Source organism: Prochlorococcus marinus XMU1402, assembly GCF_017696205.1.
Taxonomy (GTDB): Bacteria; Cyanobacteriota; Cyanobacteriia; order PCC-6307; family Cyanobiaceae; genus Prochlorococcus_A; species Prochlorococcus_A marinus_AC.
Map to the genome: position 1 here is coordinate 243,165 of NZ_JAAORD010000002.1, position 22,253 is coordinate 265,417.

Consider the following 22,253-nt stretch of genomic DNA (forward strand, 5'->3'; position numbering starts at 1 on the left):
TAAAATCATGCCAATAGGAACTCCAAGCGTACCCTACAGACTTCCAGGAAGTCAGTATGAAAGATACGTAGACATTTACACAAGACTAGCTGTTGAGAGAATCTTATTTCTTGGTCAAGGAGTTGATGATGCAATTGCTAATAACATTGTTGCTCAAATGCTTTACTTGGATTCAGAAGACAATTCCAAACCTATTTATTTATACATAAATAGTCCAGGTGGTTCAGTTTCAGCTGGTTTAATGATGTACGATACCATGAAATATCTCAAAAGTGATGTAGTAACAATTTGTGTGGGGCTTGCCGCATCTATGGGCGCATTTTTACTTGCTGCAGGTACTAAAGGCAAAAGAGTAGCATTACCAAATAGTAGAATCATGATACATCAACCTCTTGGAGGCACCTCACAACGTCAAGCGAGTGATATTGAGATAGAAGCTAATGAAATTTTAAGAATGAAAGATATGTTAAATATGTCTATGGCTGATATGACAGGGCAAACATTTGAGAAAATTGAAAAGGATACTGATAGAGATTATTTTCTAAGTGCAGAAGAGGCTAAAAACTATGGCTTAATTGATAGAGTAATCACAAATCCAGACGAAGCGAAACAGTATTGAATTTTAAAAATAAATTTTTTAATTTTCATTTTTAAATTAATAATATTTTGGTTTATTTACACCTTTAATGTCTAAAATATTAATTATCAAATGCAAAGAAGCTACGACTAATGACCCAACTCTTTTACGACACAGATGCAGATCTAAGCCTTTTAAATAATAAAACAATATCAATCATTGGATATGGTTCCCAAGGTCATGCACATGCCTTAAACCTAAAGGATAGCGGTATGGATGTAATTGTCGGATTATATAAAGGAAGTAAGTCTGAAAGCAAAGCTATTAATGATGGTCTAAAAGTGTTTAGTGTTTCTGAAGCTTGCGAAAAAGCAGACTGGATTATGATTCTCCTCCCAGATGAGTTTCAGAAAAATGTTTACCTTAAAGAAATAGAACCAAACTTAAAAGAAGGAAAGATATTAAGTTTTGCTCATGGCTTTAACATTAGATTCGGACTTATCAAACCTCCAAGTTTTGTGGATGTTGTAATGATTGCCCCAAAAGGACCTGGACACACTGTTCGTTGGGAATATCAGAATGGTCAAGGTGTTCCTGCCTTGTTCGCAGTTGAGCAGGATTCTTCTGGCAGTGCAAGATCATTAGCGATGGCTTATGCTAAAGGGATCGGTGGAACCCGAGCTGGGATACTTGAAACAAATTTCAAAGAAGAAACAGAAACTGATCTATTTGGCGAACAAGCTGTTTTATGCGGGGGCTTATCAGAACTTGTCAAGTCAGGATTCGAAACTCTTGTAGAAGCAGGTTATCAACCAGAACTTGCATACTTCGAATGTTTACATGAAGTTAAACTTATTGTTGATCTAATGGTGAAGGGAGGTTTATCTCAAATGAGAGATTCCATTTCCAATACTGCAGAATATGGAGATTATGTAAGTGGCAAAAGACTCATCAATAGTGATACAAAGAAAGAAATGCAGAAAATTCTAAAAGATATCCAAGATGGAACTTTCGCTAAAAATTTTGTAGAAGAATGCGATAAAAATAAACCCTTAATGACAAAATTAAGAGAAGAGAATTCAAAACATGAAATCGAGAAAGTAGGAAAAGGTCTGCGCTCTATGTTCAGTTGGCTGAAATAAATTTATTTTTAATATTTCTTGGAGCAATCGGTTTTGATTTGTTGATCGGCGATCCAAGATTCTTAATCCATCCTGTTCAAATAATTGGCTTTTACATAAAAAAATTATCTGATTACTTCATAAATAATTTTGGCGAAAATAAAAAGATTTTATTTTGGGGCGGTTTCACTGTCGCTGTTTCTACTATTGGAATTAGTCTTAGTTTAGGAAAACTGATAGAACTTAGTTTTGCGCAATCAAGAAATCATTTTTTTAGTGGCTTGTTGATTTTTTTTGGACTTTCAAGTTGTATTGCAACTAGGGGACTTATTTCAAGTGTAAAAGAGATTGCTGAGCTAATAGAAATCAAGGAAATTAATGACCAAAATAAGAGAATAATAGAAGAGAAAGTTCAAAGAATAGTAAGTAGGGATGTTAGGGCATCTTCTTTAGAACATCTTTTGAGATCAAGTACCGAGAGTTTAACCGAAAATTCTGTTGATGGAATATTTGGGCCATTATTCTGGATTTTTATTGGAGTTATTTTTATGAAGTTTTCAATTTTCCTACCAGGACCTTTGTCACTTGGTTTTTCTTATAAAGCGATAAGTACTTTAGATTCAATGATAGGTTACAAATATGATTACTTTAGATATTTAGGTTTTTTCAGCGCAAAAATCGAAGATATTTTTACTTTTGTCCCCTCAAGATTAGTTTTAATCACATTACCTCTAGTTAGTTCCAAAGTTAATCAGTACAAATTAATAATAAAAAAAAGTTATCTTGATGGTAAAAAATATGTTTCACCTAATGCTGGAATTTCAGAAGCTATTTTTGCTTATATTTGCGGGATTAAATTGGGAGGAAAAAGTAAATATAAAAATAATATTATTGAAAAGCCAATAATCAATCCCACTGGAGATAATTGCAATGGAGAAAAAATTAAATTAATTTGTCAATTAATTTTGAGATTACAATTTTTATGGATAATAATTTTTGTCTTAATTTTTTCATTAATTTCGAGTTTAGTTTGATTTAATAATAAATTAGTTTAAAAATTATTAATATAAAAAAAAAGAAAACTCTATGCAAGAAAAAGACTCTTCAATGGAAAATCAAAATGATGATTTTACTAATAAATCATCAACTGATAATAAATACTCAAAATGGATAGACAATCAAGGGGATGAAGTAAAAAACGTTTTTGGATTTAATAGCAGTGCTGAGCTTGTGAATGGTCGAGCAGCTATGATCGGATTTTTAATGCTCATATTAACCGAGTTAGTATTTAGCGGCAGGCCTGTGACCTCTTCAATCTTTGGTATTAATTAAATGGAAGAAAAAAAATCTAATTCAATAAAAGTTTTCTTATACATTTCTGTATGGGTAATAATTTGGGGAACATTAGGCTCTTTTATAGATTATCCTCTATATAAAAACAAAATCTACTTAGAAGGAAGCATATATCAGTATCTTACATTCTCAATAACAGCGATAGTTTCCATTATAGGTGCAAAGTTTTTTTATAAAAAATTTGAATTATAAAAATTTGTACCTAAATTTCTTAATAATTTTAGCTGGTTCTCTATTTTCATTTGACTCGTAGAGTATCCACTGATGAGTTTCAGTATCATGATCACAATCATAATTTCCAGATAAGTTGTCATAGCTTGAAAGATATGAATGACAATACTGATCAGCCTCAAAAGCAGAGTCATAACCTGTAAAGAAATATATTAATAATAGAGCAAGTACCAACATAAAAAATACTTGAAAAATTAAATTAACTATCTTCATAAGAATCTCTAAAATTTAAATATATCACTTAAAAAATTTTTTCGATCTCAAAATAATTAACGACCAACATTAAAAATAAAGTCATGAAATTCTTGATTATTTAAATATAGGATGACTAGCATTATTAAAATAATATTTAAGCCTATTACTATTGATCCAAAAATATTTATTTGTTTTTTCCCTGGCAGAGTATAAGTAAATTTCTTACCTTTAAGAAAAGCAGCTAAACCTTTTTTTTCTTTTTTAGATTCTGTTATTCCAGCATTATTCTTAACTTCATTTTCAGAAAAACCTTTTACCATTACAACTCAAATAACAGACTTATAATATTCCAAAAAAAGAAATAATTTTAGTAATTAACAATTTTTATTCACAAAGGGAATCATAAATGAATTTTTTTTATTAGAGTAATTTTTTAAAAAATAAGCTTCAATAAGTTCCGACTGCAAACCTAATAAACTAGATTGACATTTAAACCTATTTTGATCGAATACTAATAATTGAAGTTTTTCTATTTGAAAGATTAATTCTCTACATTCTTCGTTTTGGGAATCTTTAATACATTCACTCGATTGTTTTATAATTTTTGACTTTGTTGGTATTGCTTCTGCCATAAGGAAGTTAGAAAAAAATAAAAATTTCAGGAATAAAATAGTTAAAAACTTCATTAATTCTTGAGTTATAAAATTGAAAGTTGAATTAAAAATAAAAAAATAGTTATTTCCATATTATTGATATTCATAAAAAAGATGCCCTAAAAGAGCATCTCCTATACAAGAAAGAAATAGATTTTAAAGATTAACCTTGAACTCTATCCTTAAAAAGTTTACCTGCTGAGAATGTTGGAACTCTTTTAGCAGGTATTGCTATTTTTTCGCCTGTCTTAGGGTTCAATCCCTGTCTTGCAGAACGATCTCTTGGCTCAAAAGAACCAAATCCTAGTATGGAGACTTTTTTGCCTTCCACTACTGAATCAACAATAGTCTCAATAGTCGTATCAACTATTGAAGAGACAACAGTTTTTGTTTCTCCTGTTGCAGCAGACACCAGGTTTACTAAATCAGCTTTGTTCATTGAATTTTAAAGTAAAGCAGAGATTAAATAGACGTGAATTTTAATCAAGCCTAAAAACCTCGAACTTGCACATCATATGGAGCAAATACGAATACGGCAACCGAAAATGCCGGTGGCGCAAAGCTTTATACATATTTTAGGGGCTTTTTTAACTATATTCATTTAATTTTATACTTGCTGATTTTTCTTATATAAAAAAAGCCTCTTTAACCATAAAACAGTAAGAACTATTGGTACCACTTGATTTTTCCTTAAGAAATCTAACTTCATTTGTCAAAACGATTAATGTGAAAAGTTAACGGATCTAAGAATAAGAACAATATATTATATTTTATTAATTTTCAGATATATTTCCTTCTCATCACATGAGAAAGTCTGATTTGTATTTTGAAATCAAGAAAAATCTGTTTTTTCATTATTTAACTGTCTCTCCGAATCATTTTCTTTAAAGCTTATTTGGATGTATAAATTACAATAGTTCAATAAAGTTAATATTCTCTGAGATTTAATGAAATAGATTTGTAAAACCTCAAATTTAAAGGCTTTTTTTCAATTTTGCATCTATTATTCAAATATCATTAAATTGAATAAATTTTCACATTATTCCATTAATTAAGGAGACAGTGAATTATATAAATAAAGGGAAACCATTTCCTTTAGGAAGTTCTCTTACATCAAAAGGAGTTAATTTTTCTTTAGTTGCCACAAATGCAGAATATGTGGAAATCTTATTTTTCGAAAACGCAAACTCTGAATTCCCCAAAACGGTATTTAAATTAGATCAGAAGAATAAGACCGGTCCTTACTGGCATGCTGAAATAAGCAATTTAAAAGAAGGTTGCATTTATGCTTTTAGGATAAAACAAAAAAATAATGGGATTAATAATAACTACGAAAAAAAAGTTTTACTCGATCCATGTTCAAGGGGTATTACTGGATGGGAAAGTTACATAAGAGAAAATGCATTAAAAATCCATGAAAATACAAATTCTTGCCTTAAAAGCGTTGTTTGCGATAGAAAATTATTTAATTTTAAAGATTATCCTAGGCCGAAACATTCATGGGAAGAAACAATTATTTACGAACTTCATATCAAAGCTTTTACCCAATCAAATGATCAAGATGAAAGTTGTTTTAAGAAATTTTTAAAAAAAATTCCGTATCTGAAAGAACTTGGCATTACGGCAATAGAATTACTTCCAATTTTTTGTTTTGATCCAACTGATGCACCAAATGGTTTAGAAAACTTTTGGGGTTATAGTCCAATTAATTGGTTTACCCCACATTTTGAATATCTTTCAAATGAATCTGCCGAAAATAATAGAGAGGAATTTAGAAGATTAGTAGAGGAATGCCATAAAGCGGACATTGAAGTTATCTTGGATGTTGTATTCAATCATACTTCTGAAGGAGATTCTCAAGGGCCAGCAATATCATGGAAAGGTATAGATGAAAATCTTTATTATTTTATAGGAAAAGATAAAAATTATCAGGATGTCTCTGGGTGTGGTAATACTATTGCAGCAAATAGAGGATTAGTTAGAAAACTAATCATTGAATCATTAAAATGTTGGGCAAGTGAATTTGGTATTGATGGTTTTAGGTTTGATTTAGGAATTGCTTTATCAAGAGGAGAAAATCTTTCGCCACTAGATAATCCTCCGATTTTCGAAGATATAGAATGTGAACCAGAACTTATTGATATCAAGCTGATAAGTGAACCATGGGATTGTGGTGGTTTATATAAATTAGGTAATTTCCCGTCTAAACATACTTTCACATGGAATGGTCATTATAGAGATGACTTAAGGAGATTTTGGAAAGGAGATAAAGATACAGCTTGGAATATGTGCGATAAAATAAAGGGTAGCCCATCTATTTACAAAGAAGATAATATTTACCCAAAATCAATAAATTTTATTACTTCACATGATGGATTCACCCTTAAAGATTTAGTGACATTCAACATGAAACATAATTTTGCTAATAAAGAGCAGAACCGGGATGGTGATAACCATAACAACTCTTGGAATCATGGGATAGAGGGTCCAACGACAAACATATTAATCAATGATTTAAGAAAAAGACAACAAAAAAATCTTCTTCTTAGTTTACTCATATCTAAAGGTGTTCCAATGTTACTTATGGGTGATGAAATAGGAAGGTCCCAAGGTGGCAACAACAATTCTTGGTGCCAAAATAATTTAATAGGTTGGATGAATTGGGATCATAGTCAACAAGATTTGGAGTTATTAGATTATTTTAAATACGTTATAAAAATTCGAAAAAAACTTATAAAAATTTTTAATCCATCATTCATACCCAATAATCTAAGCCATGAAAATAATCCAAGATACCATTGGCATGGAACAAAATTAGATAGCCCCGATTGGAGTAGTTGGTCTCATACAGTTGCCTTCAGCATTAATAAAGGAAAAACCAATCCTCTCGTCTGGATAGGTTTTAATGCATATTCAAAAAGTATCGATTTCCAATTACCAAAATGTAAATATAATTGGTTAAAAGTTATTGATACTAGCATGTCTGACATTTTTAAACCATTAACTATTAATGATAAATCTGTTTCAATAAAGAGTAGAAGCTCTTTATTAATCATTTCAGAAGGAATATTTGGGGCAAAAAATAATTTATTCTAAAAGCGGGCGGCGGGAATCGAACCCGCATCTTCAGCTTGGAAGGCTGAGGTTTTACCACTAAACCACGCCCGCAATAAGTAATAGAATTACCATTGCAATAATACATTATCAAACAATAAACAAAGTAAAAAGATTGGAAAATTCACACTCGAAAAAAAATATTACTAATTCAACAACAAGATTAATGTTCTCTTATGGGTTGGGAGATGCAGGCACAGGTTTAGTCGCTACACAATTCGGTTTTTTTCTGTTCAAATTTTTTATTTCTGCAGGTTTACCAGTAATAATTGCAGGTTCATTATTAATGTTAATAAAGATATGGGATGCAATAAATGATCCCTTAATTGGATGGTTAAGTGATCGTACTAAATCAAAATGGGGGCCTAGAATACCTTGGATGGTAACAGCATCTGTTCCTCTTGGTTTCTCTTTAGCCGCGATATGGTGGACACCCACTGGTTCCGTGCTAACCAAGACTATTTACTATGCCATAATTTCTATAATTGTAATGACTGCTTATACAAGTATTAATCTTCCTTTTGCAGCGCTATCTACTGAAATTTCTGAAAAAACAGTAATTAGAACAAGACTAAACGCATCTAGATTTACTGGCTCAATAATTGCAGGACTAACTGGTCTAATAATTGCTGGAATTATATTAGGTTCTGAAGGATCATCAGCAAATAATGAATATTTTTTAATGGGTAAAATAAGCGGATGTCTTGCGGTTGCTGCAACATTAATTTCTTGTTGGGGGTTGGCTCCATTCGCAAAAAAAGCAAGAAGGCCTTCAGGAAAAGTTGAGCCTATAACACTTCAATTCAAAAGGATTTTCAGAAATAAAAAATTTTTAAAAGTTATTACTCTTTATATTCTTCTTTGGTGCGCCTTACAATTGATGCAAACAGTAGCGTTAATCTATGTAGAGGATGTTCTGAATGTACCAACATACATTGCGAAGTGGATCCCGATACCTTTCCAAATTAGCGCTTTAGTAGGTTTACAAATATGGGCCAGAGTATCAAATAAATTAACCAGGATTTCAGCTTTAAACTATGGAGCGATTATATGGATTATTTCATGCACGGCAGCTTTATTTTTACCTTCATTATCAAAAATTTCAGGCGTTGAATATGGCTTATTCCTAAATACCAGCAACATATTTCTGTTCATTCTTTTAATTTTTATAATCTGTCTTATTGGCATTGGAGCTTCAACCGCTTTTCTTATCCCTTGGTCACTACTTCCTGATGCAATAGACGAAGATCCAGAGAAACCGGCAGGATTATATACTGCTTGGATGGTACTCATTCAGAAGCTTGGTATCGCGTTTAGTGTTCAATTATTAGGCTTTTTATTGTATTTATCAGGTTATCAATCATGCTTTGTTGATAGAGAGGGTCTTAATATTATTGAACAATGCTACTCAGCACAATTAACTATTAGATTATGTATAGGTCTTATACCCTCAATATTGGTAATACTTGGTCTTTTAATCATGAGAAAATGGGATCGAGAATTAATTACAAACTAATATAAAGATATGTATTACCCTAATTTTTTCAAAAGACTTTTAAGCAGCCTAATCATTGGCGGGCAAGCAATTAATTTTATCTTTAAGGGTAAAATTTCCAAAAATGATCTGTTTGAACAACTTATGGAGTCAGGTCCTGGGAGTTTGTTAATTGTATTAATTACAGGAATTGCCGCAGGCACAGTTTTTAATATTCAAGTTGCATCACAACTTACAAGTATGGGGGTTTCAAGTGAAATTGGAGGTTTATTAGCCGTAGGTATGGCAAGAGAAATGGCTCCTCTTCTAACTGCTACTTTAATGACTGGGAAGGTTGCTACTGCCTATGCTGCTCAACTGGGCACTATGAAAGTCACAGAACAAATTGAGGCAATAACCATGTTAAGAACCGAACCAGTCCAATATTTGGTAGTTCCAAGGTTACTATCGATGGTAATAATGTCTCCAATACAATGTCTTTTATTTTTATCTGTAGCTTTATGGAGTGGACAAATTTGGAGCACAATTTTTTATAAAGTTCCTCCAATAGTTTTTTGGACATCTGTAAGGTCAGGTAACGTCAGTTTAACCAATACAGACTTAACTTCAATGTTAATAAAATCTGTAGTGTTCGGATTACTCATTGCAATTATTGCTTGTGGATATGGACTCACAACTAAAGGTGGTCCAAAAGAAGTTGGAACAAGTACAACAGGCGCGGTTGTAATGACTCTTGTTACTGTATCTTTAATGGATGTATTCCTAACACAAATTTTATTTGGATAATTCAATGTTTAACACTAAATCAAAAAAAGAAGAACCGGTAACAATATCACCTTCATTTCAGTTGCCAATCATTCTAATAGTTTTGAGTTTTATGCTTTTATTTTTGAATATTGGTTCTTTGCCAACAATAGTTTCTGCCTCTTTTAGCTTTTTCTTATTGCTTCAGTCATTTACCTTAAGAATCAAAATATCAAATGATAATTTTATAGTTTTACAATTAGGGAAAGAGATTAGAACTTTCCCATTCAAGAACTGGATATCATGGAAATTCTTCTTTCCTGCAATTCCAGGTATTTTTTATTTTAGAGAAAAGTCCAGTCCTCATTTATTACCAATATTATTTAATCCAAAGCAATTAAAAGATGAACTTTTAAAAAAAGTTGACTCCCTGGAAATTAAAAAATCCTAAAATTGACTTTTTGCTTAATTATCAAAATTATTTAAATGACCAATACACAAATTTCAAACAATAATCCTGAGAAGGAATTAACAATAAATAAATCAAATTCAGATGATAAAACAAAACAAATTATTAATAAAAATACAACACAAAATAAAAAAATTTCTTCAAAAAGCGACAAATCAAACAAATCTTTTAATGAAATTTCTGATAAAATTTTTAGCGATCTAGTTTCAAAAAAAGACTCACTAGTTAAAGAAATAAAAGAGTTAGAAACAAAAAAAATTGAATTAGAAAAAGATATTGAGTCAAATTTTCAAGGACAGTCAGATAATATAGCTAAAAGAGTTAAAGGTTTTCAAGAATACTTAACTGGAGCTTTACAAAATCTTTCACAAAATGTTGAGAAACTTGAATTAGTTTCTCAACCAATTATCGTAAAGCCTTCTCCACTTGATGAAAAAAAGCAAACTAAAAACACAAATAATGTAGTTAATGTTCCTGCTCTTTCTGAAACATTTAAGCCAGATGAGGAGATTATTAAAAGTTGCTTTTCAACTTTCAATGAACAACCTGATTTTTATGCTGAACCTTGGAAATTAAGACGAAGTCTTGATTCATCAGATATAGAAATTATGGATGATTGGTTCTTTAATATGGGAGGAAGAGGTTCTCTTGAAAGTAGAGGTTCTCGACAAAAAAATGCCTTGTTATCAGCGGGTTTAATATCTATTCTTGGCGAATTGTACGGAGATCAGTTTCAGACCCTTATTTTAGCTTCTCAGCCTGAACGATTAGGTGAATGGAGAAGAATTCTTCAAGATTCACTTGGTCTTACAAGGGATGATTTTGGACCTAATAGTGGGATTGTTCTTTTTGAAAGGCCTGAAGGTGTCATCGAAAGAGCTGATAGATTAGAAGCCAATGAAGAATTGCCATTTATTATCATTGATGCAGCAGAAACCTCTGTTGAAATTCCAATACTTCAATTCCCATTATGGGTTGCATTTGCTGGTTCAGATAATGAAATTTACGATGATCTTGAATTAAACTAAGCTTTATGAATATATTAATAATATTTACAAGTTATCTTTTAGGGTCACTACCAACGGGTTTTTTAATTGGGAAATATCTCAAAAATATAGATCTAAGAACTATAGGATCTGGATCTACAGGTGCCACAAATGTCTTAAGAAATGTTGGAAAATGGCCAGCACTTTTTGTATTTATCATTGACGTTGGGAAAGGCCTTATTGCAGTAAAAATTGCTCAATATTACTCAGATCAAGGATTAATAGAGGTTATAGCAGGAATATCCGCTATCTCAGGACATATTTGGCCAATATGGCTTAAAGGTAAAGGAGGGAAAGCTGTTGCGACTGGATTAGGTATGTTTTTGGCTCTTTCTTGGAAAGTTGGATTAGCTTCTCTTGGTATTTTTTTAATAGTCCTAACAAAAACTAAATTTGTTTCTTTATCAAGTATTTCAGCTGCAATCTTACTTCCTTTTTTTATGTTTTTTTATCTCGGTAAATATATGCACTCATACTTTTTTATAAGTTTAATTGTTGCATTATTAGTAATCTGGAAACATAGAACAAACATAACAAGATTGTTAAAGGGAGAAGAATCCAAAATTAATCAGAATCAATAGATTTAAATATTTCTATTAGAGCTTTATTAGGATCTAGAGCTTTTGATATTGATCTACCAATGACTAACTTAGAAGCCCCCTTATCTATAGCTTCATTTGGTGTCATAATTCTATTTTGATCATCTTTATTGTCAATATTTAATCTGATACCTGGTGTAATAAGTTCAAAATTATCCTTATAAATAGATCTCAACATTTTCACCTCCCAAGGGGAACAGACACATCCATCTAATCCAGCATCAAAAGACAACTTTGCAAGTCTTAATACATTTTCTTCAATTGAATTATTTCTATCAAGATCAGTTTGAAAATCTTTAAGAGAAAAGCTCGTTAAAACAGTTATTCCTACAATAAATGGAGGTTTTACACTGACTGAGGAGGCTCCTTCTAAAGATGCTTTTTTCGAATCCTTAAGCGCTTTCAGACCTGCTGAAGCATGAATAGATATTATATCAACCCCTAATTTTGAAACTTGGAAACAGGCTGCTCTCATGGTATTTGGAATATCATGAAATTTTAAGTCTAAGAAAATTTTTTTATTTAAACCTTTTAATATTTCAATAACTCTTGGGCCTTCCCTAACAAAAAGCTCTAAACCAACTTTCACCCACTTAATATTAGGACATTTTTCTAGAAGTAATTTTGCTTGACTTAAATCTAATCCATCAATTGCCAATATTATTTTATCTTCTGAATTAAATCTGTTATTCATCAATTTTCAGTTTTCAAACCTCTTAATTACTTTTTTTCCAATTTGCAAAATTTTCCCTTCCAAATCATTTTTTGAATTAAAAACTAAATCAGGATTTATTACTTTCTGACTATCAATTTTTACACCTCCACCTTTAATAGATCTTTTGGATTCGCTGCTCGATTTGAAAAGTTTTAGAGCACTTAGCAAATAAAAAAACTTTACAGGAAAAACTATTTCTTTTAATGAAATCTCTGGAATTTCTCCAACTTTTTCTTTGTGTCCAAGGAATAATTTTTCGCAGTTTGATTGTGCCTTTAATGCTTCTTCAGCCCCATGGAATAAAGTAGTAACTTCTAAAGCCATTCTTCTCTGTAATTCACGAGGATTTGAGTTTTCAAGAAAACTTAAATCTAGTTCAGTAAGTAATTCAAAATAGCTAGGTATTATACTATCGGGGACTTTTTCTAATTTTGAATACATTGAAAGAGGATCTTCAGTTAAACCAACGGTGTTAAATTCAGATTTACTCATCTTCTTAATTCCATCTAAACCTGTCAAAATTGGGAGTAGAACACCAAATTGAGGTTCTTGTTTAAAATGCCTTTGAAGATCTCTTCCTATTGCAATATTAAATTTCTGATCTGTGCCTCCAAGCTCAATATCTGATTGAACAACTACCGAATCGTAACCTTGTAATAGTGGATATAAGAATTCATGCAAAGCAATTGGAACTTGTGAAGTATACCTTTTATTAAATTCCTCCTTAGCTAGCATTTGACTAACTGTTGCACTCCCCATTATTTCAATTATCGAATTAAGATTTAATCCTGTTAACCATTCACTGTTATATCTAATTTCTATTTTATCTTTTGAATCAAAATCCAAAATAGATTCACTAGCTGGCTTACCCATTCCTAACTGAGTTAAATATGTTTTTGCATTATCCTTAACTTGTTTTTCTGATAACTGGACTCTTGTTTTGTTTTTTCCGGTTGGATCTCCAATTCGAGCAGTAAAATCCCCAATAATTAAAACTGCAATATGTCCATTATCTTGAAATGACCTAAGTTTCTTAAACAATATGCTGTGCCCAAGATGAATATCTGTTCCAGTTGGGTCGATACCGAGTTTAACCCTTAATTGTTTATTATTATTTTTTGCATGATCGATTATCTCCGAAAAAGTATGATCTGTACCCTTAACTGGGAAATATTCTTCGATTCCTCTTGATAGCCATGATGGCAATATAAAATTATCTGACATAAATCTTTAACCGTTAAATTTAAGAAGTTTTATCAAGTTCATCCTTCATTCTTATTAAAGTTTTATTCATTTGATCGAACATTTGATCAGGAGTAATACCAAATTGGCTTAACTGTGTCTTTAATTGTTCTACTGTCATTTTTGCTTGAAAATCTTCAGACAATTCAAATCTCTTCATAAAAACCTTATAACGATCCATGAGAGATTCCATTTTTTTTATAAACATTTTTTTCCCTTCTCTGTCAAATTTTCCATAATCAGAACCAAGTTTCATAAGTTCTTGGTAATCTGTAAAAAGCTTTTTAGCTTCTTCTTGAACAATGTCTGACTCAAAAAATCCCATTTCTATTTTTTACAGGGCAAGATTAAGGCTCAATTACAAGATAACAAGAATCTTTTAAATTGATTAGAACATTAATAAATTTTAGTTTAAAAATAATTCTTTGATTTATTCTTTTTCAGAATTAAATTTAGTATAAATATTTTATAAATATTGGAAAAATTCAACATAAATAATATTTCAAAACAAAGTAGACAATTTGAATTATTTAGTTCAAATGTAAATACATCAATTAATTTTCAAAACTCAAATAATATAAAAATTAAAGGCGAAATCTTAACTCAATGGAGAAATAAAATTCATAATCACCAAATCAAAATTTCAAATGATACTCACAATAAAACTTCTTACCAAACAAGTCTTCCTGTAAATTCAATTTCTAATGAAAGAAAAATTGATCCGTTTTCACTGCAGCCATTATCATTGAACTTTTGGAGAACCAATCAACATATACATAATGGTCCAGCAATGTATTTTGTAATTGACTCTATGGAAAGTTCTAAAATAATCCTTTATATAGGAGAAACAAATTCAGCGAATAAAAGATGGAAGGGAGAACATGACTGTAAAAATTACCTAATGAACTATAAAGAAGCCCTAGCCCATAACAAACTCTCAAGTAACCAAGATATTCGTTTCTTCTTAGATGTACCTAAAGGAGTAAAATTAAGACGTAAATTAGAACAACAACTGATATATTTATGGTTACCACCATTTAATAAAGAAACTCGAGATAGGTGGGCAACTACTTTCACAAACAACTAAAAGTTAATTTAATCCATTTTAAAAATGCAATTTTCCACATTCCAAAAAAATCTAGAAAACTGGCAAGGTGCTACATTAATTTTTGGAGTTTTAGAGGAAAAAATTGCAAGCCAACTTGAACACATAAAATTTGTTGTTGATCCAAAATTATTACTAAAAAAAGTTACTCAAAAAAATTTCAAAGGTGAAAAAGGAAAAACTTTAAGCTTTGAATTCCTGGATCAAAAATTAGAAAATTTAATCATACTTGGTCTTGGCAAATCAAAAGAGCTAAATAAAAGTGATATAAGAAACTCCATAGGAAATCTAATTAGAAAAACTGTTGATAAAAATGAAAAAATTAGCATCTTGCTTCCTTGGGAATTAATCAATTCACAATTAGAAATAAATCATTTAGCAGAGTCAGCCAGATTATCTGCTTATAAAGACAATAGATTCAATAAGAAAAAAGATGAAAAGAATGTTCTTAAAGAAATTGAGTTTTTGAATTTAAAAAAATTTGAGAAAGTTAGCTTTGATGAGACAGAAAAAATATGTGAAGGTGTTGAACTTGCCAGAAGACTTGTAGCCGCCCCTCCAAATAGTCTTACGCCTAAGGAAATGTCCATTCAAGCTTCTCAAATAGCTAAAGATCATGGTTTGGAAGTAAAAATTTTAGAGGCAAAAGAATGTGAAAATTTAGGTATGGGTGCATATTTAGCTGTAGCAAAAGGTTCTGATCTAGATCCTAAATTTATACACCTTACTCTAAAGTCAGAGGGGCCTATAAAAGAAAAGATTGCGCTTGTTGGAAAGGGTTTGACCTTTGATTCTGGGGGATACAATTTGAAAGTAGGAGCCTCTCAAATTGAAATGATGAAATATGATATGGGAGGAAGCGCTGCAGTTTTAGGCGCAGCAAAAGCACTTGGAGCAATAAAACCAAAGGGACTAGAAATACATTTTATTGTGGCCGCTTGCGAAAACATGATAAATGGATCTGCAGTACATCCTGGAGATGTAGTTAAAGCATCTAATGGTAAGACAATTGAAATAAATAATACTGATGCAGAGGGTAGACTCACATTAGCTGATGCTTTAACTTACGCATCCAATTTAAAACCTGATTCAATAGTAGATCTCGCCACTTTAACAGGAGCTATTGTTGTTGCATTAGGAAATGATGTAGCTGGATTCTGGAGCAATAATGATGAGCTAGCAAATGATCTAAAAGCTGCATCAGCCCAAGCTGGAGAAGAATTATGGCAAATGCCTTTACAAAAATCTTATAAAGAAGGGTTAAAGTCTCATATAGCTGATATGAAAAATACAGGTCCTAGACCGGGTGGTTCAATAACTGCTGCACTGTTTTTAGAGGAATTCTTTGATGCAGAGATTAAATGGGCTCATATTGATATTGCCGGGACTTGTTGGACTGATAAGAACAAGGGGATTAATCCATCAGGTGCAACCGGTTTTGGAGTTAAAACTCTTGTTCAATGGATTAAAAATAAATAAATACATTTAAAATCATTTAGTCCAAGTATTCATTGATCTAGCGTTATCCCCCCATAATTTATCCAACCTCTGATCTCTCCCACATGAGAATCTATAGAATTTATATTTCAATTCATTTTTCTCAGCAAAATCCTGATGATATTCTTCAGCTAACCAAAATTGACCTTTTAATTTTAGTTCTACAGATATTTTTTCTAATGGAACTTGCAATTCATTAGAGGCCGAAACAATTGCATTTTTTGCGTCACTTTCCTCAACTTCATTTTTCAAATAGATCACTGGCCTATAAGAATCTCCACGATCACAAAATTGACCCTTGCCGTCCAAAGGATCAATATTTCTGAAATAGAGCCTAAGTATCTCCGGTAAAGTTACCAGATGGGAATCATAGTCAACCAAGACCACTTCCTGATGTCCTTCATGATTTTCGTAGTTTGGATTTTGTAAATCTCCACCTGAATATCCACTGTCTACAGAATTCACACCTTTTAAGGACTGTAAGTCATGTTCTAAACACCAAAAACAACCTCCTGCAAGAATCAATTCCTCTGCAAGAGTGTTTATAGGGTTTGCTAAAATAGAAAAAGCAATTATTAGAGGCAGGAAATATTTCATTTTTTTTATTATAAAGTTCAAATAATAGAATTAATAACCTCTTTAGCAGCTCTTTCGACTACACCCTCTTCTCCTAATTCTTTTTTTAAAAAATCATATCCTTTTTTAATTTTTATTTTTTCTGACTTCCGTTCAAGAATCTTACAGGATTTATAGAAAATTTTCTTGTAGTCAAAATCTTCTTGTACAAATTCAGGTATTATTAATTTATTTACTAATAAATTTACAGGGGAAATAAATCTGAGTTTGAAATTAAGAATATATTTTGCAATAAAAGCTGTTATTTTACTTACTCTGTAACCAACAATTTGCGGAATTCCATACAATGATAGTTCCATATTAACTGTCCCAGATTTGCAAAAAGCAATTTTTGTGAGCGAATAAATATAAGGCTTTAATCTTGCATTATCTTTTTGAGAAATCACATGTCCTACAACTTGATATTTTCTAAAGGCCTTTTTAAATCTTTCATCAAAAACCCCTCTACAGGAGAGAATATAAACAACCAAATTTGGATATTTTTGTTGTAATTTTCTAGCCGCCTTCATAAAAGTAGGTAATATATATTTTAATTCTTGAGGTCTTGAAGCTGGCATTAAAAGCAGGATATTTTGATTTGGATTAAGTTTCAGAATATTCCTGGCATCTTTCTTTAGAGGAAGTTTTTTTGTCAAATCAATCATTGGATGTCCAACCCACAAAACATTTCCACCCTTCTTTTTATAAAAAGCGGCTTCTTTCTTGAAGATCGCAAAAATTTTATCTGAAAAATTTATTAAATTAGTCGAAGTGTTATTTCCTACCCTCCAAGCCCACTCTTGAGGAGCGATATAGTAGAAAATTGGAATTTTAGTCTTCGATCTTTTTAATTTAGTTCCAATATTTATATTGGGACCCATATAGTCAATTAAAATTAAACAATCAGGGGGATATTTTTTTAGTAATTTATAAAATCTTTTTTGGATTTTTATTGTTGGAATAATAAGAGGTAAAGCCTCCCAAATTCCAATTGCACTTATTGATGTAGTATCTTGGAGGATTTTTACACCTTCTTTTTTCATTCTTTCACCACCTAATCCACAAATTTCTAAATCTATAGATTTTTTTTTCGCTTCGTCTAATAATGCTTTTGATAACAAACTCCCATGCAAATCTCCAGAGACTTCTCCAGTACTTATAAATATCTTTTTATTCATAAATTCACTACAGGCATTGGTCCTCGTCTTTCTTTAGATATTGATTCCTTTAAAAAATTACATAATTTTGAAGATGAAAGATCTAATTCTCCTTTAAGTAATTTTTCTAATGAATTTGAAATCGCATCATCAGATTTAAAGAGAAGATTCCAAGTACTTTGTAGTAATTTTAAATCAAAATCTTTATTTTCCATTAAACCACTCCTTTTGATCCCAATCCTATTTAAACCTCTCAATCTTCCAGGATGTCCCTCGGCCAAACAAAAAGGAGGTACATCTCTATCAACTCTAGTCATTCCTCCAATCATTGCTAAGTAACCAATATGTACGAATTGATGAATACCTAAACAGCCACCAATAATAGCTTTATCTTCTATCTTTACATGTCCTGCAACTTGAACACTATTTGATAAAACTATCCCATCAGCAAGTTCACAATTATGACCTATATGGCTATAAGCCATCAACAAATTATTATTCCCAATAATAGTTTTTTCTCCTTCATAAGTTGCCTTATTAATAGTTACGCATTCTCTAAAAGTATTATTATCTCCAATAATTACTTCAGTAGATGCACCTTTATATTTTAGATCTTGGGGATCCAGACCTATAAAAACATTTGGGAAAACTTTATTGTTAATACCAATTTGAGTTCTTCCAGAAATAACAGCATTTGGTCCTATTTCTGTTCCTTTCCCGATAGTCACATTAGGGCCGATAATTGCTCCTTGAGAAATAATGACACCATCATCCAGTTCGGCACTTGGATCAACAAAAGCGTTTGGGTGCACTTTTACACCACTAATGCTTGCCTTTAATTCAGTATTTTTATTCTCCATATCACTAATCAACTAATGAGAACATCAATTCTCCAGCACAAACTAACTTCCCATCAACGTGTGCCTCACCTTTAACCTTGCCAAATCTTTGTCTTTTAATACTTAATAACTCACAAGAAATTATCAATTGATCGCCAGGTACAACAGGTTTTCTAAATTTAACGTTATTGATTCCAGCGAAGACGAAAAGTCCTTTAGGAAGATCAGGCATTTGAGTCACTATTATTCCCCCAACTTGAGCCATTGATTCAACAATAAGAACTCCAGGCATTAAGGGCCTTTCAGGAAAATGTCCTTGAAATTGAGGCTCATTAATAGTTACATTTTTTACAGCGACAGCTCGCTCACCGGGAATATGCTCTATGACTTTATCCACAAGAGCAAAAGGATATCTATGAGGTAATAAACCTAGTATTTTCTCCGAGGAGAGTTGATTATTTTCAATAGATAATTTCTTTTCCAAAATCATTAAAGATAAAATTAATTTTTAAGCGATGAGGCCAATAAAGCATTTAAAGAATGTGATCCTCTATAAACTAAAATTTGAGCCTTAGGTAACCCTACCAAAGCCAAGTCCCCAATTAGGTCCAAAATTTTATGTCTTATTGGTTCATTATCAAATCTTAATGGTGGATTAACCCATCCATCTCCGTCACACACAAGGGCATTTTCCAAACTTCCTCCCTTAATTAATCCAAGTTCACTTAACTCTTGAAATTGGTCCTTAAAACCAAATGTTCTTGCTGGAGCAATCATTTCAACAAAACTTTTTGGATTTAAATCAATCACAAAAGTTTGATTTCCAATTGCTTTATAGGGAAAACTTATAGTTGATATAATCGTAAGTCTTTGGGAGGGAATTGCAGCTATAACCGAACTTTCTTTATTTAGAATTATTGATTTATTAATCTCTCGAAAAAAATTATCTGGCTTGGGTGCCTTTTTTATCCCTACTTCTTCAAAATCTCTAACCCACTGAATTGCCGATCCATCTAAAAGCGGGATCTCTTTCCCATCAACCTCAATATGTATATAACTTAACCCACACCCAGCCATTGAAGATAATAAATGTTCAATAGTATATAAATTTCTTCCCCCTATTTTAACAGCCGTACAAAGCATCGTACTTCCTATTAAATCTTGAGTAAGCTTAAAAATCTCGTTGGGTTTATCCCTAAAGGAAATAAAATATCCTTCTTTTTCATAAGAAGAAATCGTTACTCTTGTTGTTTCACCACTATGGAGACCTATACCTTCTCTGGAAATAACACCAGCTAAGGTATAACAATGATCATAACTAGAAGGCCAAGAAAACACTTAAAACTTCCATCCAACTCCAAGTGTATATCTCCAATCTCCACTTAGATCCTTACTAGCAACATCTAATCTTAATGGGCCAATTGGCGTTTTCACTCCAATTGAACCTCCAAACGAATAACCTGTACCAGATTTCTGTAATAATTTACCAGGTTTTCCAGGAACATCCTTTTGTGAACCTAAATCACTTCCTGCATCTGCAAATAGAGCTCCAGTTAGCATTCTCCAAATAGGGAATCTGTACTCTACTGTGCCCTCAACAAAACTTTTACTTACCGCCAAGTCACAAGATCCCCAACCTCTCACTGAAGATGTCCCTCCCATACAAAATGCTTCATAGGGAGGCAATTCCCCAATAATAGTTCCAGCTTTAAGTTGAAAACCAATAGCTTGAGGACAATCTTCACTGCTTGCATTACTAGACTTACATTCTTTGGTTAAATTTATAAATCTTGTTGGTATAAAATATGAATATGAGGCTTTCATTCTATTAAAAGTTGGTGATTTGGGACCCATTGAAACAAACTGTTCAGTTCCAAAGGTTAATTTATTTCCTGAAGTTGGGTTCAAAGAATTATTCAAATTATTTCTAGATGTACTTGCAATAACACTTACCAATATATTTTCATTAGGGCATGTACCATCATTTGGAGTAAAACCAATACAGATGATATCACTTATATTTCCTGTAGTTGGAGTCACATCACCATATGGTTTTTTGTTCCCATCACCATCAATCAACTTTACTTTCTTAAAATTCATCCCTGTAAGAACTCTCCATTTAGCAACTTTAAATGGATCCCCACCATTAAGAGGCCTTGAGAAGGAAAATCCACCACCGGATTTTTCTAGAACTATTGACGAAAAAGAATCAGCTGTTGAGGTATTTGTATTATCTACAGCATATATGCGTCCATTATTTTCGCTTTTAAATTCTTGAGGATAATCTCTACTTAGAAAGAAATTTGTTCTGAAAGAAGTTTTATGTTTATCTCCTTTGATCCATGGATCAAATAAAGAAAAGTTATAGGTTGTTGAATATTCCCCAAAATTTAGATTGATTTTTGTAGACCAAGCTCTTCCTAATGTATTTGTTTCCTGCAAACCAATTGAAGCGAAAATACCTGAAGCATTACTATACCCAAGTCCACCTGTTAATGATCCTGTTCTTTGCTCGCTCAAATCTAAATAAATTATGACTTGGTCAGGATTTAAGCTATCTGGACCAAGAGATACTTTTACATCATCAAATAATGATGTGGAATATAGTCTATTGATATCTGCTTGTAAAATTTTTCTATTAAATATAGTGCCAGGTTGTGTTTTCAACTCTCTTTCTATTACCCAGTCTTTTGTTTTTCCTTTTCTAGGTTTTCCATCGATAATAGATTCACCGTCAGATCCCAAGAATCTAAACTGTACATCAGATATGATTCCTTCAGAAACATTTAAGGTTACTATTCCGTCATCAGATATTCTATCTGGGCCTTTAATTCTAGCTAAAGAATAACCTTGACTTTCATAACGCTTTTTTATAATTTCTATTTTATTTTGTAATTCATTGAGGTTAAGAGTTGTGCCATAAAAATTTTTAAAAATATCATCTACATATTCATTAGAGATTAGTGAGTTTTTTGGTTGAAGTTCAACTTTTTTCAAAATTGGATTAGGTACTACATTTACGATTAGCCTCACCCCCAATGGTCCATCTTGTGAATTTATTTTCACTCCTGAAAACCAACCACTAGCATAAATTGCATTCAGGTCTCGATTTAAAATTTGATTATCAACAATACTACCAGGCTTTATATTCATAGAATCATATGCAGCTAGTTCAAGTTTTCTGCCCTCAGGATGATTTTCCCAACCTTGAATAATTATTTCTGAAATAAGAGCACTTTCTTTATTAATATTGTTTTGATTTTCTGCTATTAAGAAATTTGTATCTCGTTTCATATCAAATTCTTGAATTAAAACATTTTTATTAATTTCTAGATTTTTAACTCCTTGCTCAAAGTCATTTGGCAAATATTTAGCAGCTAATTCTGAATTGTTTGATAGAAAAATCAAGGGGTAACAAGTGATATTTGAAAAAACCTTACTTAATTTTAAAAAATGTTTCTGCATAGTTTTCTTAATTATGGTGAA

General features: G+C 31.6%; 26 protein-coding genes and 1 tRNA gene. 13 read left to right on the forward strand and 14 right to left on the reverse strand.

The genetic code is table 11. The features are described 5' to 3' along the window. Window positions 1-7 precede the first annotated feature (7 nt). From HA141_RS07465 to HA141_RS07485, 5 genes are all read left to right on the forward strand, one after another. The gene (locus HA141_RS07465; RefSeq protein WP_209118441.1) at window positions 8-619 is read left to right on the forward strand and encodes an ATP-dependent Clp protease proteolytic subunit; all 612 of its coding nucleotides are present in this window, start codon (window positions 8-10) and stop codon (window positions 617-619) included. A 110-nt stretch (window positions 620-729) separates the two neighbouring features. Next, window positions 730-1,719: a ketol-acid reductoisomerase gene (gene ilvC / locus HA141_RS07470; protein WP_209118443.1), complete on the forward strand. Its 990-nt coding sequence runs from the start codon at window positions 730-732 to the stop codon at window positions 1,717-1,719. Continuing rightward, entirely contained in the window at window positions 1,707-2,732 is a 1,026-nt protein-coding gene (gene cbiB / locus HA141_RS07475; protein ID WP_209118445.1) for an adenosylcobinamide-phosphate synthase CbiB, read from the forward strand. Before ilvC ends, cbiB begins: the two co-directional genes overlap by 13 nt. A 52-nt stretch (window positions 2,733-2,784) precedes the next feature. Further along, the gene (locus HA141_RS07480; RefSeq protein ID WP_209118447.1) at window positions 2,785-3,030 is read left to right on the forward strand and encodes a chlorophyll a/b-binding protein; all 246 of its coding nucleotides are present in this window, start codon (window positions 2,785-2,787) and stop codon (window positions 3,028-3,030) included. Further along, complete coding sequence (locus HA141_RS07485; RefSeq protein WP_209118449.1) at window positions 3,031-3,243, forward strand: hypothetical protein; 213 nt, start codon at window positions 3,031-3,033, stop codon at window positions 3,241-3,243. Here HA141_RS07485 and HA141_RS07490 read toward each other — a convergent pair. The 4 genes from HA141_RS07490 to HA141_RS07505 form a co-directional block, all read right to left on the reverse strand. Beyond that, complete coding sequence (locus HA141_RS07490; protein WP_209118451.1) at window positions 3,238-3,495, reverse strand: hypothetical protein; 258 nt, start codon at window positions 3,493-3,495, stop codon at window positions 3,238-3,240. The two genes, HA141_RS07485 and HA141_RS07490, sit on opposite strands and share 6 nt — an antisense overlap. 56 nt (window positions 3,496-3,551) lie before the next feature. Then, a complete protein-coding gene (locus HA141_RS07495) occupies window positions 3,552-3,797 on the reverse strand; it encodes a hypothetical protein (protein WP_209118453.1) in 246 nt (81 codons plus the stop codon). Window positions 3,798-3,851: 54 nt separating this feature from the next. Then, window positions 3,852-4,109: a hypothetical protein gene (locus HA141_RS07500; protein ID WP_245157316.1), complete on the reverse strand. Its 258-nt coding sequence runs from the start codon at window positions 4,107-4,109 to the stop codon at window positions 3,852-3,854. Between the two features lie 184 nt (window positions 4,110-4,293). After that, window positions 4,294-4,569, reverse strand: coding sequence for an HU family DNA-binding protein (locus tag HA141_RS07505; RefSeq protein ID WP_025930770.1), 276 nt, complete (start codon window positions 4,567-4,569; stop codon window positions 4,294-4,296). 623 nt (window positions 4,570-5,192) lie between these two features. On the opposite strand from HA141_RS07505, the gene HA141_RS07510 reads away from it, so the two are divergent. Then, a complete protein-coding gene (locus tag HA141_RS07510; protein ID WP_209118457.1) occupies window positions 5,193-7,226 on the forward strand; it encodes a glycogen debranching protein in 2,034 nt (677 codons plus the stop codon). Window position 7,227: 1 nt separating this feature from the next. Here HA141_RS07510 and HA141_RS07515 read toward each other — a convergent pair. Next, window positions 7,228-7,298: transfer RNA gene (locus tag HA141_RS07515), tRNA-Gly, on the reverse strand. 112 nt (window positions 7,299-7,410) lie between these two features. Between HA141_RS07515 and HA141_RS07520 the strand changes: the two genes are divergently transcribed. Genes HA141_RS07520 through plsY form a run of 5 tightly spaced genes read left to right on the forward strand, consistent with a single transcriptional unit; the run spans window position 7,411 to window position 11,579 of the window. Further along, on the forward strand, window positions 7,411-8,760 hold the full coding sequence (locus tag HA141_RS07520) for an MFS transporter (protein ID WP_209119207.1): 1,350 nt from the start codon (window positions 7,411-7,413) through the stop codon (window positions 8,758-8,760). Between the two features lie 9 nt (window positions 8,761-8,769). Further along, window positions 8,770-9,525: an MlaE family ABC transporter permease gene (locus HA141_RS07525; protein WP_209118459.1), complete on the forward strand. Its 756-nt coding sequence runs from the start codon at window positions 8,770-8,772 to the stop codon at window positions 9,523-9,525. A 4-nt stretch (window positions 9,526-9,529) separates the two neighbouring features. Then, window positions 9,530-9,934 (forward strand): DUF3119 family protein, encoded by a 405-nt coding sequence (locus HA141_RS07530; protein ID WP_209118461.1) that lies wholly within the window; start codon window positions 9,530-9,532, stop codon window positions 9,932-9,934. Window positions 9,935-9,969: 35 nt separating this feature from the next. After that, a complete protein-coding gene (locus HA141_RS07535; protein ID WP_209118463.1) occupies window positions 9,970-10,980 on the forward strand; it encodes a DUF3086 domain-containing protein in 1,011 nt (336 codons plus the stop codon). 5 nt (window positions 10,981-10,985) lie between these two features. Further along, the gene (gene plsY, locus HA141_RS07540; RefSeq protein WP_209118465.1) at window positions 10,986-11,579 is read left to right on the forward strand and encodes a glycerol-3-phosphate 1-O-acyltransferase PlsY; all 594 of its coding nucleotides are present in this window, start codon (window positions 10,986-10,988) and stop codon (window positions 11,577-11,579) included. Here plsY and pyrF read toward each other — a convergent pair. The 3 genes from pyrF to HA141_RS07555 are packed head-to-tail and all read right to left on the reverse strand — an operon-like array spanning window position 11,563 to window position 13,879. Next, on the reverse strand, window positions 11,563-12,291 hold the full coding sequence (pyrF, locus tag HA141_RS07545) for an orotidine-5'-phosphate decarboxylase (RefSeq protein ID WP_209118467.1): 729 nt from the start codon (window positions 12,289-12,291) through the stop codon (window positions 11,563-11,565). The genes plsY and pyrF overlap by 17 nt on opposite strands. Window positions 12,292-12,297: 6 nt before the next feature. Then, on the reverse strand, window positions 12,298-13,536 hold the full coding sequence (gene tyrS / locus HA141_RS07550) for a tyrosine--tRNA ligase (RefSeq protein ID WP_209118469.1): 1,239 nt from the start codon (window positions 13,534-13,536) through the stop codon (window positions 12,298-12,300). 19 nt (window positions 13,537-13,555) lie between these two features. Then, complete coding sequence (locus HA141_RS07555) at window positions 13,556-13,879, reverse strand: DUF1825 family protein (RefSeq protein WP_002807348.1); 324 nt, start codon at window positions 13,877-13,879, stop codon at window positions 13,556-13,558. Window positions 13,880-14,029: 150 nt separating this feature from the next. Here HA141_RS07555 and HA141_RS07560 point away from each other — a divergent pair, with 150 nt between their 5' ends. Together HA141_RS07560 and HA141_RS07565 are read left to right on the forward strand one after the other, a co-directional pair. Next, a complete protein-coding gene (locus HA141_RS07560) occupies window positions 14,030-14,641 on the forward strand; it encodes a hypothetical protein (protein WP_209118471.1) in 612 nt (203 codons plus the stop codon). A 24-nt stretch (window positions 14,642-14,665) separates the two neighbouring features. Beyond that, on the forward strand, window positions 14,666-16,138 hold the full coding sequence (locus tag HA141_RS07565; protein WP_209118473.1) for a leucyl aminopeptidase: 1,473 nt from the start codon (window positions 14,666-14,668) through the stop codon (window positions 16,136-16,138). Between the two features lie 12 nt (window positions 16,139-16,150). Here the strand turns inward: HA141_RS07565 and msrA are convergent, their stop codons facing one another. The 6 genes from msrA to HA141_RS07595 are packed head-to-tail and all read right to left on the reverse strand — an operon-like array spanning window position 16,151 to window position 22,232. Further along, window positions 16,151-16,753: a peptide-methionine (S)-S-oxide reductase MsrA gene (gene msrA, locus HA141_RS07570; RefSeq protein ID WP_209118475.1), complete on the reverse strand. Its 603-nt coding sequence runs from the start codon at window positions 16,751-16,753 to the stop codon at window positions 16,151-16,153. Window positions 16,754-16,770: 17 nt separating this feature from the next. Next, complete coding sequence (gene lpxB, locus HA141_RS07575) at window positions 16,771-17,949, reverse strand: lipid-A-disaccharide synthase (RefSeq protein WP_209118478.1); 1,179 nt, start codon at window positions 17,947-17,949, stop codon at window positions 16,771-16,773. Beyond that, window positions 17,946-18,788 (reverse strand): acyl-ACP--UDP-N-acetylglucosamine O-acyltransferase, encoded by an 843-nt coding sequence (gene lpxA, locus HA141_RS07580; protein ID WP_209118480.1) that lies wholly within the window; start codon window positions 18,786-18,788, stop codon window positions 17,946-17,948. The genes lpxB and lpxA overlap by 4 nt, the downstream gene beginning before the upstream one ends. Window positions 18,789-18,792: 4 nt before the next feature. Beyond that, on the reverse strand, window positions 18,793-19,251 hold the full coding sequence (gene fabZ / locus HA141_RS07585; protein WP_209119209.1) for a 3-hydroxyacyl-ACP dehydratase FabZ: 459 nt from the start codon (window positions 19,249-19,251) through the stop codon (window positions 18,793-18,795). A 17-nt stretch (window positions 19,252-19,268) separates the two neighbouring features. Beyond that, on the reverse strand, window positions 19,269-20,105 hold the full coding sequence (lpxC, locus tag HA141_RS07590; RefSeq protein WP_209118482.1) for a UDP-3-O-acyl-N-acetylglucosamine deacetylase: 837 nt from the start codon (window positions 20,103-20,105) through the stop codon (window positions 19,269-19,271). Then, a complete protein-coding gene (locus HA141_RS07595; protein ID WP_209118484.1) occupies window positions 20,106-22,232 on the reverse strand; it encodes a BamA/TamA family outer membrane protein in 2,127 nt (708 codons plus the stop codon). Window positions 22,233-22,253: the final 21 nt, after the last annotated feature.

What these genes read in the sequence shown, in the direction of transcription:
- HA141_RS07465 (WP_209118441.1), top strand. Translation starts at nt 8, where the DNA reads ATGCCAATAGGAACTCCAAGCGTACCCTACAGACTTCCAGGAAGTCAG.
- ilvC (WP_209118443.1), top strand. Translation starts at nt 730, where the DNA reads ATGACCCAACTCTTTTACGACACAGATGCAGATCTAAGCCTTTTAAAT.
- HA141_RS07480 (WP_209118447.1), top strand. Translation starts at nt 2,785, where the DNA reads ATGCAAGAAAAAGACTCTTCAATGGAAAATCAAAATGATGATTTTACT.
- HA141_RS07485 (WP_209118449.1), top strand. Translation starts at nt 3,031, where the DNA reads ATGGAAGAAAAAAAATCTAATTCAATAAAAGTTTTCTTATACATTTCT.
- HA141_RS07490 (WP_209118451.1), bottom strand. Translation starts at nt 3,495, where the DNA reads ATGAAGATAGTTAATTTAATTTTTCAAGTATTTTTTATGTTGGTACTT.
- HA141_RS07495 (WP_209118453.1), bottom strand. Translation starts at nt 3,797, where the DNA reads ATGGTAAAAGGTTTTTCTGAAAATGAAGTTAAGAATAATGCTGGAATA.
- HA141_RS07500 (WP_245157316.1), bottom strand. Translation starts at nt 4,109, where the DNA reads ATGGCAGAAGCAATACCAACAAAGTCAAAAATTATAAAACAATCGAGT.
- HA141_RS07505 (WP_025930770.1), bottom strand. Translation starts at nt 4,569, where the DNA reads ATGAACAAAGCTGATTTAGTAAACCTGGTGTCTGCTGCAACAGGAGAA.
- HA141_RS07520 (WP_209119207.1), top strand. Translation starts at nt 7,411, where the DNA reads ATGTTCTCTTATGGGTTGGGAGATGCAGGCACAGGTTTAGTCGCTACA.
- HA141_RS07525 (WP_209118459.1), top strand. Translation starts at nt 8,770, where the DNA reads ATGTATTACCCTAATTTTTTCAAAAGACTTTTAAGCAGCCTAATCATT.
- HA141_RS07530 (WP_209118461.1), top strand. Translation starts at nt 9,530, where the DNA reads ATGTTTAACACTAAATCAAAAAAAGAAGAACCGGTAACAATATCACCT.
- HA141_RS07535 (WP_209118463.1), top strand. Translation starts at nt 9,970, where the DNA reads ATGACCAATACACAAATTTCAAACAATAATCCTGAGAAGGAATTAACA.
- plsY (WP_209118465.1), top strand. Translation starts at nt 10,986, where the DNA reads ATGAATATATTAATAATATTTACAAGTTATCTTTTAGGGTCACTACCA.
- pyrF (WP_209118467.1), bottom strand. Translation starts at nt 12,291, where the DNA reads ATGAATAACAGATTTAATTCAGAAGATAAAATAATATTGGCAATTGAT.
- tyrS (WP_209118469.1), bottom strand. Translation starts at nt 13,536, where the DNA reads ATGTCAGATAATTTTATATTGCCATCATGGCTATCAAGAGGAATCGAA.
- HA141_RS07555 (WP_002807348.1), bottom strand. Translation starts at nt 13,879, where the DNA reads ATGGGATTTTTTGAGTCAGACATTGTTCAAGAAGAAGCTAAAAAGCTT.
- HA141_RS07565 (WP_209118473.1), top strand. Translation starts at nt 14,666, where the DNA reads ATGCAATTTTCCACATTCCAAAAAAATCTAGAAAACTGGCAAGGTGCT.
- msrA (WP_209118475.1), bottom strand. Translation starts at nt 16,753, where the DNA reads ATGAAATATTTCCTGCCTCTAATAATTGCTTTTTCTATTTTAGCAAAC.
- lpxB (WP_209118478.1), bottom strand. Translation starts at nt 17,949, where the DNA reads ATGAATAAAAAGATATTTATAAGTACTGGAGAAGTCTCTGGAGATTTG.
- lpxA (WP_209118480.1), bottom strand. Translation starts at nt 18,788, where the DNA reads ATGGAGAATAAAAATACTGAATTAAAGGCAAGCATTAGTGGTGTAAAA.
- HA141_RS07595 (WP_209118484.1), bottom strand. Translation starts at nt 22,232, where the DNA reads ATGCAGAAACATTTTTTAAAATTAAGTAAGGTTTTTTCAAATATCACT.